Source organism: Pseudoscardovia suis, from assembly GCF_002797875.1.
GTDB lineage: Bacteria > Actinomycetota > Actinomycetes > Actinomycetales > Bifidobacteriaceae > Pseudoscardovia > Pseudoscardovia suis.
On sequence record NZ_PGFC01000003.1, the window covers coordinates 196,510 to 214,603 of the forward strand.

At 56.8% G+C, this 18,094-nt stretch carries 18 protein-coding genes; 6 read left to right on the forward strand and 12 right to left on the reverse strand.

The window, feature by feature from the left end:
• Positions 1-190: 190 nt before the first annotated feature.
• Together CLV65_RS05055 and CLV65_RS05060 are read right to left on the reverse strand one after the other, a co-directional pair.
• Positions 191-1,366 carry a hypothetical protein gene (locus CLV65_RS05055; RefSeq protein ID WP_094690858.1) on the reverse strand — a complete coding sequence of 392 codons (1,176 nt, stop codon included), beginning with the start codon at positions 1,364-1,366 and terminating at the stop codon, positions 191-193.
• Between the two features lie 924 nt (positions 1,367-2,290).
• Positions 2,291-2,956 carry an HAD family hydrolase gene (locus CLV65_RS05060; RefSeq protein ID WP_094690859.1) on the reverse strand — a complete coding sequence of 222 codons (666 nt, stop codon included), beginning with the start codon at positions 2,954-2,956 and terminating at the stop codon, positions 2,291-2,293.
• Positions 2,957-3,648: 692 nt separating this feature from the next.
• Between CLV65_RS05060 and CLV65_RS05065 the strand changes: the two genes are divergently transcribed.
• The 5 genes from CLV65_RS05065 (at position 3,649) to CLV65_RS05085 (ending at position 10,078) form a co-directional block, all read left to right on the forward strand.
• Positions 3,649-4,443, forward strand: coding sequence for an NUDIX hydrolase (locus CLV65_RS05065; RefSeq protein ID WP_094690860.1), 795 nt, complete (start codon positions 3,649-3,651; stop codon positions 4,441-4,443).
• Positions 4,444-4,606: 163 nt separating this feature from the next.
• Positions 4,607-5,866, forward strand: coding sequence for a quinolinate synthase NadA (nadA, locus tag CLV65_RS05070; RefSeq protein ID WP_094690861.1), 1,260 nt, complete (start codon positions 4,607-4,609; stop codon positions 5,864-5,866).
• A 91-nt stretch (positions 5,867-5,957) separates the two neighbouring features.
• Entirely contained in the window at positions 5,958-7,778 is a 1,821-nt protein-coding gene (gene nadB, locus CLV65_RS05075) for an L-aspartate oxidase (RefSeq protein ID WP_094690862.1), read from the forward strand.
• Positions 7,779-7,899: 121 nt separating this feature from the next.
• A complete protein-coding gene (nadC, locus tag CLV65_RS05080; protein ID WP_094690863.1) occupies positions 7,900-8,766 on the forward strand; it encodes a carboxylating nicotinate-nucleotide diphosphorylase in 867 nt (288 codons plus the stop codon).
• Between the two features lie 127 nt (positions 8,767-8,893).
• Positions 8,894-10,078, forward strand: coding sequence for a cysteine desulfurase family protein (locus CLV65_RS05085; protein WP_094690864.1), 1,185 nt, complete (start codon positions 8,894-8,896; stop codon positions 10,076-10,078).
• A gap of 473 nt (positions 10,079-10,551) precedes the next feature.
• Here the strand turns inward: CLV65_RS05085 and rpmF are convergent, their stop codons facing one another.
• The 6 genes from rpmF to rpmB form a co-directional block, all read right to left on the reverse strand.
• The gene (rpmF, locus tag CLV65_RS05090; RefSeq protein ID WP_425319297.1) at positions 10,552-10,740 is read right to left on the reverse strand and encodes a 50S ribosomal protein L32; all 189 of its coding nucleotides are present in this window, start codon (positions 10,738-10,740) and stop codon (positions 10,552-10,554) included.
• Positions 10,719-10,841: a type B 50S ribosomal protein L36 gene (ykgO, locus tag CLV65_RS05095; RefSeq protein ID WP_094690963.1), complete on the reverse strand. Its 123-nt coding sequence runs from the start codon at positions 10,839-10,841 to the stop codon at positions 10,719-10,721. Before ykgO ends, rpmF begins: the two co-directional genes overlap by 22 nt.
• Before the next feature lie 105 nt (positions 10,842-10,946).
• Positions 10,947-11,207, reverse strand: a complete 261-nt coding sequence (locus CLV65_RS05100) for a type B 50S ribosomal protein L31 (RefSeq protein ID WP_094690866.1) — start codon at positions 11,205-11,207, stop codon at positions 10,947-10,949.
• Between the two features lie 288 nt (positions 11,208-11,495).
• Positions 11,496-11,801 (reverse strand): 30S ribosomal protein S14, encoded by a 306-nt coding sequence (rpsN, locus tag CLV65_RS05105; protein ID WP_094690867.1) that lies wholly within the window; start codon positions 11,799-11,801, stop codon positions 11,496-11,498.
• 2 nt (positions 11,802-11,803) lie between these two features.
• Positions 11,804-11,971 (reverse strand): 50S ribosomal protein L33, encoded by a 168-nt coding sequence (rpmG, locus tag CLV65_RS05110; protein ID WP_094690868.1) that lies wholly within the window; start codon positions 11,969-11,971, stop codon positions 11,804-11,806.
• Positions 11,972-12,126: 155 nt separating this feature from the next.
• On the reverse strand, positions 12,127-12,384 hold the full coding sequence (gene rpmB, locus CLV65_RS05115; RefSeq protein ID WP_094690869.1) for a 50S ribosomal protein L28: 258 nt from the start codon (positions 12,382-12,384) through the stop codon (positions 12,127-12,129).
• A gap of 190 nt (positions 12,385-12,574) precedes the next feature.
• Between rpmB and CLV65_RS05120 the strand changes: the two genes are divergently transcribed.
• Positions 12,575-13,462, forward strand: coding sequence for a hypothetical protein (locus tag CLV65_RS05120; protein WP_094690870.1), 888 nt, complete (start codon positions 12,575-12,577; stop codon positions 13,460-13,462).
• 231 nt (positions 13,463-13,693) lie between these two features.
• Here CLV65_RS05120 and CLV65_RS05125 read toward each other — a convergent pair whose 3' ends face one another.
• The 4 genes from CLV65_RS05125 to CLV65_RS05140 form a co-directional block, all read right to left on the reverse strand.
• Positions 13,694-14,569 (reverse strand): ABC transporter ATP-binding protein, encoded by an 876-nt coding sequence (locus tag CLV65_RS05125; protein ID WP_211278398.1) that lies wholly within the window; start codon positions 14,567-14,569, stop codon positions 13,694-13,696.
• A gap of 82 nt (positions 14,570-14,651) precedes the next feature.
• Entirely contained in the window at positions 14,652-15,689 is a 1,038-nt protein-coding gene (locus tag CLV65_RS05130) for a taurine ABC transporter substrate-binding protein (protein ID WP_211278399.1), read from the reverse strand.
• A gap of 139 nt (positions 15,690-15,828) precedes the next feature.
• On the reverse strand, positions 15,829-16,629 hold the full coding sequence (locus CLV65_RS05135) for an ABC transporter permease (protein ID WP_211287609.1): 801 nt from the start codon (positions 16,627-16,629) through the stop codon (positions 15,829-15,831).
• Between the two features lie 218 nt (positions 16,630-16,847).
• Positions 16,848-18,065: an iron-containing alcohol dehydrogenase family protein gene (locus CLV65_RS05140; protein ID WP_094690872.1), complete on the reverse strand. Its 1,218-nt coding sequence runs from the start codon at positions 18,063-18,065 to the stop codon at positions 16,848-16,850.
• Between the last annotated feature and the right edge of the window lie 29 nt (positions 18,066-18,094).

Sequence of the window (18,094 nt, forward strand, 5' to 3'; positions counted from 1 at the left end):
GCCATTCAGCAATCGGATGCGCCTTCATTTTCCATGTACCTTCCTACGTCTTTCTGGCTCCGTATGCATCCCACCCAGACGTGTATCCAGATCAACCAGGATTCACATCCATCGAAGATGCACACCGAAGATGTACACAGGCAATTGCACGACCGGAGTTATCGAATGCCGACCGATCATCGGACGCCGGTCACGTCCGAATAGCTTCATGCCCATATCTTGGCGCAGTCTCTGCCGAATCGATGTCTCGTGACCCGTTTTTCAACACCGCCAGCGCACTGAGATATCGGGTTCGAAATGCCTCCCATTCCTGATCAGACTGTTCCTGGCCCATGCATTGCGCCCGGCGTTCCAAGAAAATCATGTACTTCTTTGCGGCAGCATGCATTTTCCCGCGATCGTCTTTCCAATAATCAGATCCTCCGTCATTGGAGCGATAGAGTCTTTCATAATTTGTCGTTTTCTTCAAAGCCCGTTCGATGGCAGCCATGAGACGGGGATTAGATATCACGAACAAATCATCAGGGAGCAGTGATGTCAATCCTGCCAAGGGGTCGGATAGAAGCCTGCCGCTATCGGCGAATCGATATATGGAACTGTCGAAGTTCGTCAGGCACGAAGCATAGATTTTCGTCTGGGTTTCCGAAAGTCTTTCATCTTCAATCAGCCATCGTTCGAAAAGCTGCCGCATATGCCCTGCGGTGGGAAGTTCCACGCATGCGGCTTCCTCGATTGGACTGCGATGAGTCCCGTCGACAGTCGCTTGCGCTTTCGAAGCGCGCTTGGTCACCACCTCGAGCCGGCTCGCATCTCCAAGTGCGACTGTGCCCGATTCCAACACTTGGATAAGCCGCGGATAATGTTGATGTAAATATTCCCGCTCCGCCTCCATGTCAAGGGTGGAAATGACCGACTGCCGGGTTCGCAAAAACTCCAAGTATTTGTTCACAGCAGAAAACAAACGGCTGTGATCGCTGGAGAAGCTGTTGCTCTTTGAATGCGGACGCAAGGTTTCATACGACCGCGAATTGTCAAGCACTGCGACCGCACACTCAAAAACGTGGATGTCCGTTACGGTGAAGAGATCCGAGGGAAGCACACTCATGATTCCGGAACGCGTGTCAGCAAAGGACACCTCGGTTCCCACGAACCTATAGCATGCAGGATCGTAACGCTTCAGATACGAACAGTAGGCGGAGACGGTGTTTTTCGACACGCCTTGCTCGTCCAGCCACGCACGAAAGCGTCGTTCTATGGAACGCGGTGTCATCGTCGTTTGCGCATTCCGTTTTGCCGCGCCAATGCCCTTTGCCACTCCAATGCCTTTTGCCGCTCTAATGCCTTGAGATGCCGGGGTCACATGCATGATTGCCTCCTTCCTGCCCGAGCCATTGCGCTAAGCAATATCACGAACCGAGGCGAGTCACATGCCTAGACAAGGAGCACCTCGATTCATCGGAACTCCCTATGCCCAGCGAACCCGCGCTCATACCTCGATGCCGCGATTTCTCGCTTATTGCGCAAAATACATCGTATCTCTTGTAACACATCGGTCAATGTGCGGCATAAAATTGCATGACACGCCTGAAAATACAGCAATTAGTGGCGAGTCGCCCTTATGTGCAATTGCAAATCATTATGCGTCAAATCGATTTTTCAAAAAATGCATACGTTTCAACACAATTGCACATACAGATTCTTCTCAGATTTCTTATTCACCCCGTTTTCCTAGGCTTGATTTTCCTTGCTTGTTTATCAAACTCTGAGTATTTTCGCCGATTTTGCAAATACACAACTCGATTGATACGATGCAGCCAGGTTGGCCATCACGGCAACGAGCATAGACGCACATGCTATGCGGCCAGCCTCGGTGCAGCCTTCACGACCCAGTTGGCACGCGCTGCCCCGTCTCATGCAAGAGGATTTCCGTTACAACGCAGACAGGCGGCATACGTTTGCGCAAGCGAGAAGCTTCTTACATCCCATGAATCGGATTCCCCACGGCAAGGTTTCCCAATCAGCCCACGCATCCACGCAACTTATCCATAAGACGACATGCCCTGCAACAACACAGGACTATTAACGGCCAAAAGGCACCCCAAAGTTGAAAGGAGGACCAATGACCAGCCACGCCATGCACGCTCTTTCAGCGCCAGTCACCGACTTCGCAGAACCGAATACTTCTGCAAGTCTCCACCACAGCCAAGTCTCCACCATGACAAAGAGAGATTCGAAGCGAGGCCACGGCTACTGCCTTCAAAACCCCGGGGCACCACAGCCTCGCTTGCATTCACAAGATTGCGAGGAATCGCTGGGCGAATTCACCCTCGAAATCATCAGACTTGCCCACGCAAATCTCATCGTCATCCCGGATTTCGGAACTGCCGACTTGCCAGAACGCGCATCCCAAGGCGAGTGCCAAATCGTGGTCACGTTGTGTATCGCCGACAACCAGCAGCTGGTCGGGCGTGAATCGATCGTGCACATCCTTGACACCATCAAGCCTGTTGGAGGTATAGCCTTGGCAGAAAGCCGCACCTCGCTCGAACCCATCGAAGTAATCCTTCGGGGCGATTCCCGCTGTGGTCAATTTGACCTGAGCGCGTTCACGGGTGTTGCCGGTGTACAAACCATTGACGGCACCTACGGTACGCGTTGCCTTGAGAATCTCCGGAATCCCGGGCACGCATGCAAGCGGATTCGCCGTGTAGTAGTCAACAGAAATGCGATTGAGCGCATCCATGTATCCGCGAAAATCGTCACTGTTTTCAATCGCCAGATATTCGCGGGCAATCTGCCCGTCAACCTTCCCGCTCTTATCAATGCGCACCCCCTGGGGCTTTGGATGCCCGAACAACGATTCGAAGGCATTGTCGAACAGGTTGACGCGTTTGTCGGATTGCAGCAGCGTCTTGTCAATGTCCCACAGAATCACGCGTTCGATACCAGTACCCATACGATTCCTTACGTTCCACGTTTCTTGGCGAAATCCACAGCTTTTCTCAACAATCAGCTGAGACCGCGCCACAACACCATCGCCATCATATCCGCACACCGACGAGGTCATTCAGCCGGCCATTTGGATACGAGTGACTCCGGCATACGGCAGACACACGATGCAGACGTGTCCGGAGCACAGACAATGCAAAGCGAAAATGCAAGGTCACGGCATACGGTGCCACACCACGCAGCGTCACTACACACCGTGTCGGGATGCACTGTCTGTGTAGGGACGCACTGTGTCATAGCCCCAAGACGACAGCAACAAAGCAATGGCATGTAGGACCAATGACGCACAGCGCAATGGCACAGGGCAATGGCACATGGGAAATGGCACAAACAGACCACGACACGAGCGCGTCGAAATCATGAACGCATCCAAATCATGAGGGCGTCCAAATCATGAACGCGTCTGAAACACGAGTGCGTCCAAATCACCCAAAACAGACGGGGCACAAGATGAGAAAAGGTAACGGATGACGCCAGGAATCCTCGCAGCGGTTCATGTAATGGTCACATTGACTATTGCCCCATTGCCGCGTTCACAACGACGCCACACCTACTTATAGTCATTCAGACTATAACAGCTACTCTAATGCAACAGCACAGCCGGAACGGCGAAAGAACCGAAGCGACAAGGAGGAAGTCATGCTTGTCTCAGCCAATGTCAGCGAGCGCATGTCTGAACCACCGGATATTGGCGTTTCCGTTGTCATTCTCGCGCTAGGCAGGGCGAGCTCGGAAGAATCCGGTGCCACCGATGTCGCCACGACCCGCGGGAACCATGATGCCCGTCCCACATTATGGATTCCCCTCGTGCGCCGCATCAAACAGCCCTTCCTTGGCGATTGGGCGCTTCCAGGAGGCAATCTGCAATCCGGCACTTCCCTGGAGGATGCGGCACGCACTGCGCTTGAATCGACCACGCAACTTCGGCCAAGGTACCTCGAACAGCTTTACACCTTTGGAGATCCTTCACGGTCGCATGGAGGGCTACCAATGGTGACCATCGCATACTGGGCGCTTATCGCCACCACGGAGACCACACAGCTTACCGGCGGCGAAAACGTACGGTGGTTCCCCACCACTGACCTGCCTTCCCTCGCATTCGACCACGGCGACATCATCGACTACGCACTCACACGAGTGCGCAACAAGGTCGAATACACGGACCTGGCAACGCGTCTTGTCGGAGATACCTTCACTCTCAGCCAGTTGCGCGAAGTGCATGAGGCGATAACGGGCACATCTTTGGATCCAGCGAACTTCCGCCGCAAGATGCTCTCTTCGGGAATGCTGGAGGCTACGGGATCCCAGCTGTCCAACGGCAAGCACCGTCCTGCGATGCTCTACCGGTATGTCGCACACGAGTCGCCCCATCAGGCGCATCAGAGACGGCCACAGGGCAAGGCAAGGCATGGGAATGCGGGGCACACGACCTGACAAGCCAAGGCCTTTCGCCAGCCCCACATCCATGCGGTCCGTTTGACGCAAGGCCCGTGTGCGGGACCTGTCCAATCGAGACGGCGCCCGGGCACAATCACACATTCGTTCTCTTACACCCATTTCGTTCTATTACGTCATAACATCCACGAAAGGAATCACCATGACATCCGTAGACGCCATCATCGAGAAGCTCGGGGCGACCAGGACCTGCGACGCAGGGTTGACGAAGGCGCCCTGGGCATTTGACAAGACGAAGCCGTCATATGGCCCGGGCGCATCCGCGCTTGACCTCATCCCCCACAACGCACCGCGCCAGCAACCCCTGCCCGCCGAATACACACAGGCGTCCGATGACGAATTGCAAGAGCGCATCATCAACGCAAAGCGCGCTCTTGGCAATAAGGTGCTGATTCTGGGGCACTTCTACCAGCGCGATGAAATCATCGTGCACGCCGACTACACCGGCGACTCGTTCCAGCTTTCAAAGAACGCCGCGACTCGCCCGGAAGCCGACAACATCGTGTTCTGCGGCGTCCACTTCATGGCGGAGACGGCCGACATCCTCTCCACGCCGCGGCAGAACGTAATCCTGCCCAATATGTCTGCAGGATGCTCGATGGCTGACATGGCGAACATCGACCAGGTAACCGATGCTTGGGAACAGCTCGAAGACATTTGCGGCAAAGGCACCGACGCGGACGGAAAGCAACAAATAGTCCCCGTGACCTATATGAATTCGTCTGCTGCCCTCAAGGCTTTCTGCGGAAGGCACGGCGGCATCGTGTGCACGAGCTCGAACGCACGCCCTGTGCTCGAATGGGCATTTGCCCGTGGCAAGAGGGTGCTGTTCTTCCCTGACCAGCATTTGGGACGGAACACGGCGCTGGCAATGGGCATGAGCCTCGACCAGATGCCCCTGTGGGATCCGTACAAACCAGCTGGCAGCGCTGCGCCCGAGGACTACCGCGACGCGAAGATGATTCTGTGGAAGGGCTTCTGCTCCGTTCACCAGCGTTTCACCGTCGACCAGATCGATCGCGCTCGCAAGGCGTTCCCCGGCTGCAAAGTGATTGTGCACCCCGAATGCTCCATGGATGTCGTCAATGCAGCGGATGGCACAGGATCGACGGCTTACATCGTCAAGGAAATCGAAAATGCACCTGCCGGCAGCGCCATCGCAGTTGGCACGGAGATCAATCTCGTGAACCGTCTCGCCGCCCAGCATCCAGACAAAACGGTGTTCTGCCTGGATCCTGTGGTCTGCCCCTGCTCCACGATGTACCGCATCCACCCTGCATACCTTGCATGGGCGCTCGAAAACCTCGTCAACGGCAAGGTCGTCAACAAGATCACCGTAGACCCCCAGACGGCTTCGGAAGCGAAGATCGCCTTGGAGCGCATGCTCGAAGTCCATCCGTGAGTCATCGCCAGATGTCCGTGTGACACAAATGGACATCACGCAGCCTTATGCAATCGCAAGGTCTTATGGAATCGTAAGGAAAGAAGATCCAATGAACGCGAATGCACAGCCATCGATTTCGTCCGACAACGCACGCAGCGACGCCAGGCGGAACACCACGCCGACCAGCGATGGCTTCACAACCGCAAATACCGCCGACACCTCGGCATGTTATCCAGTGGCAGTCATCGGGGCAGGCATAGCCGGGATTTCTGCCGCGCTTGCCGCTGCAAAAGCCTTGGACGATGCCGACAGCACCGGAGAGGCACACGGCAACAGCCAGAAAGTTCTGCTCATCGGCTCGGTGGAAGGTTCCAACACCTACCATGCGCAGGGAGGCATCGCGGCTGCGGTGTTCGATGACGACAGTCCGGAACTCCACACCCGCGACACCCTCATCGCAGGTGCCGGCTTGTGCGATCCCGTGGCAGTGAGCGTATTGACAGCAGAAGGCAAAGATCGGGTCAACGAACTGATTGAAGCCGGGGTCCATTTCGACCGGGATGCACAAGGCAACCTTGTGCGTGGCCTTGAAGGCGCGCACAGCCGCAAACGCATCCTGCACGCAGGGGGCGATGCCACCGGTCGAGTGGTCGAGACAGACATCTCGCATATGGTGCAGGCCAACCCCAGGATCGTCCAATCCGATGCATTCGTCACCGAGCTCGATTTCTCACATGAGGATCCGAGCATCATCACGCTCACGCCATCAGGCATGCAGACCGTCCGAGCCAAGCGAATCATCCTCGCGACAGGAGGCGCCGGCCAGCTCTATCCGTATACGACGAACCCCGCTGGCGCATATGCAAGCGGAGTCGCGCTCGCCCTGCAGATGGGAGCGGAGGTCGCCGACTTGGAGTTCTACCAATTCCACCCCACAGCGCTTGCCCTCAAAGACAACTTCCTCATTTCCGAAGCCGTTCGCGGCGAGGGAGCGCATTTGATCAACGAAAAAGGCGAGCGCTACATGCCTCATGTGGATGAGCGGGCGGAGCTGGCCCCTCGTGACATCGTCGCGCGTGAGAATTTCCGTCAGATGATGCATCAGGATGGACGTCCCGTCTTCTTGGACGTGCGTCCTATCGCCGAGCATCATCCAGACATGCCACTGGCGGAATTCCTCGCCAAGCGATTCCCCAGCATCAACGCGTATCTCAAAGATAACGGCATCGATTGGAGCACGCAGCCGATTCCAGTGACACCCGCGGCGCACTACTACATGGGTGGAGTTCGCACGGACCTGTATGGCCGTACATCCGTGCCGAAGCTGTATGCCGTGGGAGAATGCGCGCGTACCGGTGTGCAGGGTGCGAACCGCCTTGCGTCGAACTCCTTGCTCGAAGGTTTGGTTTTCGGCCATCGCGCAGGCATCGCCGCCGTGACGGATCCGGATGGGAAAATCTGGGATCCTCGGCCGCTCGACCCTGCCGACGGCGCTTCGACACAGGATGATGACGTGCGCAATCTAGGCAAAACCCTTGGCGTTGATCTCTCTTCCATAGATGTGCAGGCTATCGGAGCGCACAGCACCGAGGCGACCCTTGAAGAAATTCAAAAGGGAATCCGCACGACAATGTGGAAGAACGTAGGCGTGCTCCGCACGGCAGAATCCTTGGAAAACGCAATCAGCGACCTCAAGCACCTTCACGATAGCCTCAGGCAGCTTGCAAACGACGACTCCAACCCTGCCCAGCACACTCCTGCCCCTGCTGTTCTTCGCGCCGGCTACAAGACCGTCGCGATGTGCACTGTCGCTTTGGCCGCCGCTACGGCAGCGCTCGCCCGCGAGGAATCACGCGGCGCCCATGCTCGCACGGACTTCCCGGACCGCGATCCACAGCAGCAGAAATCACTCGCATGGGTGCTCGAGTAACCCGCCATGCGGCCTAAACGGTTTCCCAAACCGGCGCCTATGGCCAGCGGAATCCAATAACAAAACCCGATGGAAAACCTAATACAGCACACGGAGTACAGCATACGGAAAGAGGCGTTCCATGCTCACCATGCATGAAATCAATCGGTCGGTCGAGCAGGCTCTCGCAGAAGACTGCCCGACCGGAGACATCACTGTGGAATCCACCATTCCCGCCGATGCGATGGGCTCGGCGCGCCTTGTGGCACGCGAACCCGGAGTGTTGAGCGGAATCGAAGTGTTCGCCGCGGCGTTCACCTTGCAGGACAATCGCATCACCATCTCCAAAGCGCATGATGACGGATATCGGTTTTCTACCGGTGAATGCCTGGCGACCGTGGCTGGCCCTGTGAGGGGAATCCTCACCGCGGAAAGAGTGGCGTTGAACTTCACTCAGCACATGAGTGGCATTGCGACTCAAACACAGCGCTTCGTCGATGCCGCCCATGAGGCGTGCACGAAGCACGGCACCAAGGAACCTTGGATCGTCGATACCCGTAAGACGCTTCCCGGACTGCGTCAATTCGAAAAATACGCCGTATTATGCGGAGGCGGGCACAACCATCGGTTCGGACTGTCGGACGCGGTGATGGTCAAGGACAACCACCTTGCCGCCATGAAGGAAGCCGGTCTTGACATGCCTGCTGCGTTACGGGCCATTCGCAGCAAGATCAGCCATACGACGACCATCGAAGTGGAAGTGGACTCCCTCGCGCAGATTCCGCTGGCCTTGCAGGGCGGCGCCGACACCATCATGCTCGACAACTTCTCATTGGAAGACACTCAGCGAGGAGTAGAGCTCATCGCTGGACGCGCGCGAGTGGAAGCTTCCGGGAACATGACGCTGGAACGCATCCCCGATGTGGCATGCACCGGCGTTGACATCATTTCCGTAGGCGCACTCACACATTCCGTCAAGGCAATCGACCTCGGCCTCGATTGGGACTAACGGCGCTGCCCTGTCCGCAACTACCTTGCTCACCCCTGTCACAACCCCTCCACCGGTTTCCCCAAGCCGACCTCTTGCTGTGCGTTGCCCTGGAAACAACGCACAGTCACCGCGAAAGGCGAACATCATGACATTGTATTTGGATGCCGCTGCAAGCGACAGTGTAAGCGACACCGTCATTGAAGCCATGATTCCGTTCCTCACACAGGCGTATGCGAATCCCTCGAGCGTCCATACAGATGGCAAAACCGCCGCCCGCGCATTGTCTGCAGCACGCGAATCCATCGCGCAGAACCTCGGATCGCGTTCCAACGAGATCATCTTCACATCAGGCGGCACGGAATCCGACAACCTTGCCATCAAAGGCATCGCACTGGCGCACGTGCGCAATAGCCATGCCCATCACGATGATGCATCCAGCGATTCGCGCTCCAGACGCATACTCATTTCTGCCGTGGAACATCCCGCTGTCGCCGAATCCGCCCAATGGTTGCACGACTTCTTCGGATTCGAAGTCGTGCGCATCCCCGTGGATGCCCAAGCGCGCATAGACCTTGAAGCGCTACAAGAGGAAGTGCACAAAGGTGCCACGCTAGCCTGCGTCATGATGGCAAACAACGAGGTGGGCACGATAGAACCCGTGAAGGAAGCAGTGCGGATCTGCCATGAAGCTGGGGTGCCGGTGCATGTGGATGCAGTGCAGGCCGCGGGGACGATTCCCGTTGACTTCCATGACCTCAATGCGGATACCCTCACAGCATCCGGACATAAATTCGGCGCACCCAAGGGACTGGGGATCCTTTGTAAAAGAAACCGAGTGGGAATGGAGCCGCTCATCAGTGGCGGCGGCCAAGAAGGCGGATTGAGATCCGGCACGCCCAATGTCGCAGGAGCGGTTGGCCTGGCGGTTGCCTTGCAAGAAGCATGCAGTCGCATGCCCACCATGATTCCGGCATTGGAATCATCTCGCGACGAACTCATCAACGCCGTATTACACGCCGTTCCTTTCGCACGTCTCACCGGCGACCCAAACTCGCGGCTTCCCGGCCATGCATCATTTGTGTTCCCCGGCATCAATGCCGAAGCGTTGCTTGTCGATTTAGACACCAGAGGCATTGAAGTGTCGTCTGGATCAGCATGCGCCATAGGCAGAAGCACAGCTCCCTCCACGTTGTTGGCAATGGGGATGAGCGAAACGGAAGCAAAATCCGCATTAAGGATTTCGTTCCGAGAGCCTCTCAGCTCCAACGACAGAGAAAGCCTCATTAATGGGCTGCTCGGCAGTCTCGCAGAATTGCATATCAAGGTGTGAGATGGACCACCAAGTCATGAGGCGGGCAAAGGCATGAGGCGGACCAAGGCATGAGATGGGCAAAAGCATGAGATAGACCAAGGCATGAGGCAACCAAGGCATGAGGCAACCGAGGCATGAGGCAACCGAGGCATGAGGTGAGCCAACATATGAGATGAGGTGGCCGAGGCGTGAGGCGATCAGGCGCGGAGCAAAGAATGCCGAGACGTGAGATGGCCAGGCACGAGGCCAAGATATGCCAAAGTGTGAGGGACACATCTATGCCCGCGCACATCGTGCACACGCCGCATCTGCGCATAGGTATGGCACACGCTCATGTGCACATGCCCCATCTATGCGCAGGTGCACATCGATTCCCGTGCACATCATGCCTGTGCCCAACATGCCTACGCGCGGGCATATGTATGCCACGCACCACATCCGTGTGCTTGCCTGTGCACGTTAGCATGACGTGCACAGGCAAGCACACAAGATCAATGCAATGGGTATCCGCGCCGGGCAGTCGCAGCAAGTCGCTGTGGCACTCTCACAACACTGCCGTCGGGCAGAGTCACATTCACCAGTTGCACAGGAATGGCTTTCCACTGCGACCTCCGGATGCGCGTCCGTGAACGCGATTTGCGATATTTTGGCGTCGCCATCAGCCTTGCCTCGCTTTCCATCGCGGATTCTTTTTGTTGATGACATAAATGTGGCCACGCCTGCGCACGACGATTGAACCGTCTTTGCGAAGCAGCGAGCGCACGGATGATTTGACTTTCATGTTTATGACTGCTTTCTTTTCCCCATTGATGAATTCCACGGAGACGTCGACTTCCCTGCTGGCGGACGATACCCAAAATCGCGACGCCAGGCCAAAGACCAGCGGTCACCCGTCCAGACGATATCTTCTGCGGAAGCGCTGCACCTGCCCCGCAGAATCAACGACAACCGACTTACCGGTGTAGAACGGATGAGAATCACAGGTCACATCCGCGGTGACCAGCGGGTAGGTCATCCCATCCGCCAATGTGATGGATGGCAGCTGATCCGCCCGCACCGCAAGCGTGGAACGCATGAGAAACAACGTTCCCGTCGTCTGGTCGCGGAATGCAACCGGTCCGTAAATCGGATGAATGTCAGGCTTCATATTGCAATTACCTTTCTGTTGTTTTTTCAGCCCGTTCTCCAAGCTGTTGTTTTTCGAGCCCGTTGTCCAAGCAGTTTTCCAAGCCCGCTCTCTTCCAAGCCGTGTTTGGTCAGATACGTCCGTGCTTGTCGGACCTCCAATCAACCCCAGTCGGATTCGTCCCAATAGCCAGGTTCCTCCCAGCTGAGCTTTTCCTGCTGAGCCTTTCCTGCTGAGCCTTTCCTGCTGAGCCTCCTCCGCTGAGCCTCCCTGCTGGGTCTCCCGCAGAGTTTGCCCCACGGTCGCCCATCACCAGCTGGATTTCACCACACCCGGCAGTTCGCCACGATGCGCCTTATCCCGCAGATTGATGCGCGACAGACCGAAACGTCGGTTGAATGCACGCGGACGACCGTCAATGCAATCCCGATTGCGCAATCGCGTGGGACTGGCATCCCGCGGGAGCGCATGCAACCGACGCATTGCCTCCGCACGTTCCTGCGGACTTAGATGCGGGTTCACCGAATCACGACGATATTGGGCACGGCGCTCGGCGTATGCCGCAACGACACGTTCCCGCTGTTGCTGCTTGGCGATGCTGCTGCGCTTGGCCATATTCAGCGCACCTCCCGGAAGATGACGCGCCTACGCAGCACTGGATCGAATTTGAGAAGTTCGAGACGGTCGGGGGTGTTACGACGGTTCTTGGTGGTCGTATAGGTCGATCCGGTCCCTGCAGTGGAACGCAGCGTGACGACCGTTCGAATACTGGTGTTTTTGGCCATGAAGGCCTCCTCTCTTTCTGTTTCGTTCTGGTTTTTGTTCTGGTTTCTTTCTGTTTTCAGTTCATTCCGTCCACGCGGAAGATCTCCCACGTCCGGCATGACGCTACATGCTTGTTTCCGCTTATGCACGGCAGGAACCGGCCGGCTCGGCGCGTTCAATCAGAGATTTGCGCATCAATTCGAATATCTCCGCGTGCAATCAATTGGGCAACGACTGCATCTATTCCTTTTCTGTCGATGGTTTTCATACCGCGTGGAGTCACCGTGAGGACGATGCTGCGGCCCAGCGAAGGCACTGCATACCGTTTGCGTTGCAGGTTCGGTTTGAACCGACGCCGTGTTTTGTGATGCGAGTGGGAAACGGAATTGCCCTTGCCGGCACGTGTGCCGAGGATTTGACAAAATTTGCTCATGCACGCCACTATAGATAATGAGAATCATTATTGTCAAATGATCGCTACGGGCGGATAAATCACAAGAGCGCAAAACCACGAGATCCAGCAACAGCAGGATCTCGAAGTCCCTAGGTTCTGCAGCCGCAAGATCCCTCCGCCTCACGATCACACAACCGCACGATCACACAATCACAGAAAGGCAGATTTTATGGCACACCACCCATCGATGTCTTCACGGGCATACAGTGGAAACAGCGGACAAGAAAACACTGAGAACGAAAACAACGAGTGCAAGAACACCAGCACCGACCACACCGCCGGCAATAGCACCCCGCACACCAGCCTCGTGCTGCTCACCGGCACAGACCGCCTCACCATCGACGCGGTCACGTTCTCCCTGATGGACTCACTGCCATCGGCGACCTCCATCACCTATGACGTTGCCCCTGACCTCGACCCCGCCTCGGTCTCAGGCCTGTCCATCATCCGAACCATCCAAGACCCCGGTTATATCAACCCTGATGACTGCGCCGGCCTACAAGATGGCCGCTCAACGACATCCTCCTTGGAGGACTGTTGCCTCACCTGCGCATGCAAACACGACATCGCCTGCACATTGCGAAGCATCCCCGGGCGCAGCGGGACGATACTGGTCACGCTGCCCGTTGGGGTTGAGGGAACTGCCGTCGCACAGCATTTAGCAGACTGTTCGGTGCTCGGCGACCTGACTTGCATCATTGACGACATCCATGTCGCCACTGCCGTTGGCTTGGACAGTTTCGAATCACTGCTGTTCGATGACGATCGCCTGGTCATCGCCGGATTGTCGAAAGACGATGCCGTGCTCGATTCACGTTCGACAGGCGTTGTTCAATCACGACTCATTCGCGAAGCCGGACATGTGCTCGTGCTGCCGTTGGTGGCTTCGAACGGGAGAGCCATATCATCAAGAAAAGAAACGGAGGAGGCACGTCGGCTGTTGACAATTGTTTCCGCGTTGGCCGACCCCACTGCCATCATCCATTCGGACGCTCACCGAACCGACCTGTCGACGCTTATCAACGACACCTGCGCATCATCGGGCGTGCATGTCTGAAAGATCCCACATACCAAAAGCACATGCACACACCTACAGATGCACGTGACAACCGTCCCACACCCCAGAAAAGCCGCCGGCACACGAGACGCTTCAACACCGCTCTCGTCCGCTAGCGGCTTTCTGCCTATGTCACCCATTGGCGACCGCCTATACCACACCGTCTACGACCGCCTATGTCAACCGCCGGCCCTATCTGCTCCTGCCCTCATCGCCATCCCGTCCTCATGTCTACCTTCTCTCCTCATCGCCCGAATTTTCATAAATTGCCCGAGTGATCTCATCACGCAGCTGCTGGAACCGCGGATTCTCGCGCACCTTACGAGGATTGTCGGGATCTGTGGGATCGCGAGGAATGTCCACAGGTATGTCCATTTTCACAGTCCCGGGATGTGCGGTCATCACAATCACGCGAGTCGCAAGAAACAGCGCCTCCTCCACGCTATGGGTGATGAAGAACACGGTCTTGCGCTTCTCCTGCCAAATGCGCAGCAACTCATTTTGCAACCGTTCCCGCGTCAATGCATCAAGTGCACCGTAAGGCTCGTCCATCAAAATCACATCCGGATCCGTGGCAAGCACCCTGGCTATTTGCGCACGCTGCTGCATACCGCCAGAGAGCTCGTACGGATGTCGCTCCCCTGCATCCGCAAGTCCGACGACTTCCAGGAAGTGCGCAGCTCTTGCATTCCGTTCCTTGGCTGGCACGCCTTGCATCCGCATACCGAATTCCACATTCTTTCGTACCGTGAGCCACGGATACAGCGGCGGCTTCTGAAACACCACGCCACGTCGGGGACTTGGCTTGGTCACCGGTACTCCTGCGGCGATGATCCGCCCCTCGGTAGGCCGCTCGAAGCCGGCAAGCATGTTAAGAAGCGTCGTCTTGCCGCACCCCGACCTGCCGACGACACAGATGAAATCATGCTCGCGAATCTTCAGATTCACTTCTCTCAAAGCGGTGACCTCGTCGCCTTGCTGCGTCGTGAAACGCTTGGTGACGCCTTGGATGTCCACGGCAATCCCCTCACGCTCCATCTGCGCTTTGTCGGTCATCTCCGACCACGTCAGCTTCTGTCCCTTGTCAACGACCATGCTTTCCACCATGATGACTCCTTACGTTGTTACTGCATTACCTTGCCAATCGTTTTTCGTTTATTGCGCAGGCCCCATGCCAGCCCCATGCCAATCATTGGCCGGCAACGGCATCAATCGCATTCGAATACAGCGCGGATGCATAATCTGCGGACACGGAATCAATGCTGCCTTGAGATTTCAAGAACTCGGCAGTGCTTTCGAAGACCTTGGGAAGCTCTGCTGAGAAAATCGTGGATTGCTGGGAGGCGGCGGGATACTCATACCCGGCGAACTGGGTCTTCACCGTAGAGGTGTCCACACTCATCTGAGCGGCGACGCTTTCCGCAGCATCATCGGGATCCGACGAGATATATTCCACCGCGTAATCCTCCACGGACGTCCATGTTTTCATCGCGCTGGCATTCGCCGCGATGAAACTCTGGGACGCCACTTCCATGTCATAGGTCGCCGAGCCTTGCTCCGCAGTGTCCTTGCTGGACATCACAACAGAGCCTCCGTCGGACTTCAATGTGGAGAGCACGGGATCCCATACCCAAGCGGCGTCGATTTCTCCACGAGTCCAGGCAGCTGCCATTTTGTCGGGGTCGAGGTTGATCAGATTGACGTCACTTGTGCTCATGCCAGCCTGATCCAAAGCAGACAGCAGGCTGAAATGCGAGGTGGAGCCAAAAGGCGTGGCGATGTTCTTGCCAGCCAAATCCTTGATGGAGCTGACGGAGGCATCCCTGGCGACCAAGGATTCGGCATCGCCAATCACATCATGGATCCACACGACCTGCACGTCCAGATTCAGCGGTGCAGAAACGGCACGAACCGAAGGACTCGAGCCCATCTGCGCGATGTCCAGAGAACCGGAACCAAAGGCCTGCACCACATCCGCGCCGGAATTGAACTGACTCCACTGGATGGTGGCGTTGGGCATGCACGCTTCCAGCCATCCCTTGTCTTTGACAATCAGATCGGCGTTGGGGATCATCTGCCAGCCGATGCGAATGGTGCCGGTCACGCCAGTATTCACGTCAACCGGACAGCTTGAAGCGGATGAGGATGATGACGCCCCGGCGATTTCACTCGCCGTGGACATTCCACATGCGCTTGTGCCGAGCACCGCAGCGGCTGCGAATGCCACAGCCGCACCTTTATGCCAAGAAAAACGCTGAGAAAAGATATGCCGTGTCATGATGAGTCCTTATCTACACGATGGATTGTGGATTGTGATTTATGTGTTGTGGATTGTGTGATTTGCGGTATGCGTGATGTATGTTCGGTTATTCCTTGCCCACCCAAGGCGTGACAAGCTTGGTGATGAGCACGATGAGGCCGTCAAGCAATAGCGCGGCCACGCCAATCACGAGGATGCACGCGATGGTGAGCGGAGTATTGAGTTCGGTACCCGAAAGGTATGCCAGGGCGCCGATGCCGGGGATGCCGTTGTTGAGCTCGGCAGCCACCACGGTCGTCCACGCGAAACCGACACCCAGACGAATGCCGTTCATAATCGAAGGAAGGGAGCTAGGAAAGACAACGTGCACAAAGGCCTGTCCCTTTGATGCACCTAAGGCATACGCGGAATTGACGCGATCCCTGGCAACCGCATCCACGCCTTCGATTGTCGCCAGCACGATGGTGGGGAACGCCGCGAGAAATAGCAGCCAGATTTTCGTCGTGTCGCCGATGCCGAACCACACGATCAGCAAACCGATGTAACCCAGCGGTGGCAATGCACGGATGAAATTGATGTATGGCAGGAAGATCCGACGTGCCCATGGCGCATACGCCAGGCCGAATCCGCCAAGCACGCCCACGATGATTGCGAAAGCCAGCCCCACGCCAATGCGCTCGAGGCTCATGAGCAGATGCTGCCACATGAAGTACTGCTGTTCGCCGCACACGATGCGACTTGACCCCGAGGAGATCGCATGACAGTTGTTGGCTTCCACAAAGGCACCCGCCACTTGTGCCGGGGACGGCAGATACAGCGGATTGACAAGTCCTGCTGCGGTGACTGCCCACCATAGCGCGAGGATGAGCACCAATGATGCGAATCCCTGGAAGATTTTCGAAGACATGAATTCCCGCACACGTGCATGCACTCGTGCACCATTGGGACTTTCCCTCATGGCATCCTCCTTGGTCCGTGCTTCTCTTGCCTGCCGTACACTCAAATGCCGTTGCGCTCTCCGCCTGCCCGTGGAACCAACGGCGGAGGCGTCCGATTCTTGGGGCGATTCCATCGAAAGCTCCCGGGAAAGAATGGGCTGCGCAATATCTGATGGCGTTGTCATGGTCACATCCCCTTTCCTTCACCAGCGCAAGCCAGCGCATCCTCACGGCGACGGGACTGCAAAGAGCCTTCGGAAACCGTGCATCCATCGCGCGGATCGCGCAAAGCGAGATCTCGATACATTTCTTCGAGCATCGCATCGGTGATTTCAACCGGGTTGTTATACAGATTCGGGTGGCGGCTGATGCGCACCAGGTCGGCGATGTCATCGTCATCGAGATTCAAGTCAGCCAAACCGCAGCGCAACCCAATGCGCACCTTGAGTTCGTGAATGGCATCCGCCATTGCCGATACGCTGCCGAACCCCAGGGATTGGGCGAGGTCGCGCACCCGTCCATCGGCTGCATCCGCATTGATCCTGGCGAAGTAGTCGAGCGTCACGCCGCACGCTTCGCCATGGGCAATGCCATAGAGGTTCGTCAATGGGAAGGAGCAGGCGTGCGATGATGTGGTTTTGGGAAGCGTGAAGGCAAGTCCTGCGATCACTGACGCCTCGCACATCTTCGCCCTGGCTTGGGCATTGAGCGGTTCAGCATATGCCAGGGGAAGCCACTGGAACACCAGCCTCGCGGCATGCACCGCCAGCGCATCGCAGATCGGCTGGTGTCCTTTGCTCCAATATCCCTCGATTGCTTGGCTCAGCACGTCCATGCCACAGCTTGCGGTCACATGCGGCGGCATGCTGTAGGTGAGTTCCGGATCGACTATTGCAATCGCAGGATAGAAAACATCCGAATTGATGGGTGCCTTGCGGCCTTCTGCGCGGTTGGTGAGCACGGACACGCATGTGACTTCGCTCCCGGTGCCGGCGGTGGTCGGTGCCGCAATAAGAGGCAGATGCTTGGGCGGCACAGGCACCCCGGTGCCATGGTATGCCGTGATGGTTCCTCCGCTGGCGCCTATCGCAGCGGCGGCCTTGGCGAGGTCCATGGCACTTCCGCCGCCCATCGCCACAACGGAATCAATGCCCTTGGCTTGTATCAGTCGCGCGCAGGCATCCACTTGCGTAACATCCGGGTTTGGTGAGAAATCACTGAACACCTCAGTTATCACGCCATCGCTCTGATCAATGAGACGCTGCGCCGTTCCATCGTCAACAAAGTGGCGTGATGTCACGAGCAGACACGTGGTGCCTCCGAGAGAGCGGATGGCTTCAGCCAGTTCGGCGATGCGCCCCGCCCCGAAGCGAATGGCAACCGGTTCGTCGTAATCCCATATCATGATCGTTCCTTCGCATGTGATTCCCTGTA